The sequence below is a fragment of the Capnocytophaga sp. G1920 genome, from assembly GCF_051417515.1.
This window is the reverse complement of the sequence record NZ_JBPRKH010000043.1, coordinates 1-1,087: the sequence shown is the minus strand read 5'-3', so window position 1 is coordinate 1,087 and position 1,087 is coordinate 1. Positions and strand designations below refer to the sequence as shown.

Annotated in this window: 1 protein-coding gene and 2 rRNA genes; 1 reads left to right on the top strand and 2 read right to left on the bottom strand. The window is 36.4% G+C overall.

From position 1 onward, the window contains the following. On the top strand, positions 1 to 234 hold a 234-nt coding region (locus tag ACSQ7D_RS12955), incomplete at its 5' end, for an integrase core domain-containing protein (protein ID WP_437136469.1). A gap of 395 nt (positions 235 to 629) precedes the next feature. Here the strand turns inward: ACSQ7D_RS12955 and rrf are convergent. Both rrf and ACSQ7D_RS12945 read right to left on the bottom strand, forming a co-directional pair. Further along, positions 630 to 740: ribosomal RNA gene (rrf, locus tag ACSQ7D_RS12950) — 5S ribosomal RNA — on the bottom strand. A 169-nt stretch (positions 741 to 909) separates the two neighbouring features. Continuing rightward, positions 910 to 1,087 (bottom strand): 23S ribosomal RNA (locus ACSQ7D_RS12945); the annotation flags it as partial.

The window sequence follows — 1,087 nt, the reverse complement described above, 5'->3', positions numbered from 1 at the left end:
AAAGAGCACATTCAAATTAGTATGACTCAGGAGAATCACTGTTACGAAAATGCTCACGCGGAGCGTATCAATGGGATTCTCAAGCAAGAGTTTAATTTAGGAGTTACTTTTAATACTGAACAACAAGCTCTTAGTGCGGTATGTTCGGCTATAAAGACATATAATCAAAAACGTCCTCACTATGCATTGAACTTAAAAACTCCTGATCAGGTGTACTTTCAAAAGGTAGCTTAATGAAAAAAATATTACTAATAAAACAATAATTAATTATGACAACCTTTTTTAGGACGTGACAAAATCTTCACTCATTCTTCGTTCATTGTTCGTCTTTTCTTCGTCTTAGCTTCGCTCTTCCTTCGAATAAACCCTAATTTTCAAGTATATTACCTACCTCACAAGCTTTATTTCCCTACTCAATCAAAAACTTTTCACTCTTAACTTTTTACATATTCTTTGTATAACAATTGTTCAAAATTCATATAAGGTTCATATAAGCTAAACTTTTTTTGCAATATACAGCTTTGTTAATTCTCCTACTTTCCCTCCAACTCGTCCTTCCCCTTCCCAAGCAGTCCCACAATTTCAAACAACAAAAAAAGAGCAATTCTTTATCAGAATTGCTCTTTATAAGAAGGCGGCGACATACTCTCCCACAACAAGTGTAGTACCATCTGCGCTAAAAGGTTTAACTGCTCTGTTCGGAATGGTAAGAGGTGAGACCTTTGACTATAACCACCTTAAATCTTTAGGCCTTAGGTTGTGCGACTCAGAACTAATACCTGATGCCTGTGGCCTAATGCCTTGATATTTTAACATATAGGGATAAAAAACATATTTTCTCAATTGACAATTGATAATTAATAATTAACAATTGTTGTGATGCTAACGCTCTTTAAAAGAATCTCTACGCGCGAAAAGTCTACGGGTGATTAGTATTACTCGGCTATGATGTTACCACCTTTACACCTGTAACCTATCAACGTGGTCATCTCCCACGACCCTTAAAAGAAATCTCATCTTGTGGCGGGTTTCGTACTTATATGCCTTCAGCACTTATCCCATCCGCACTTAGCTACTCTGCTATGCC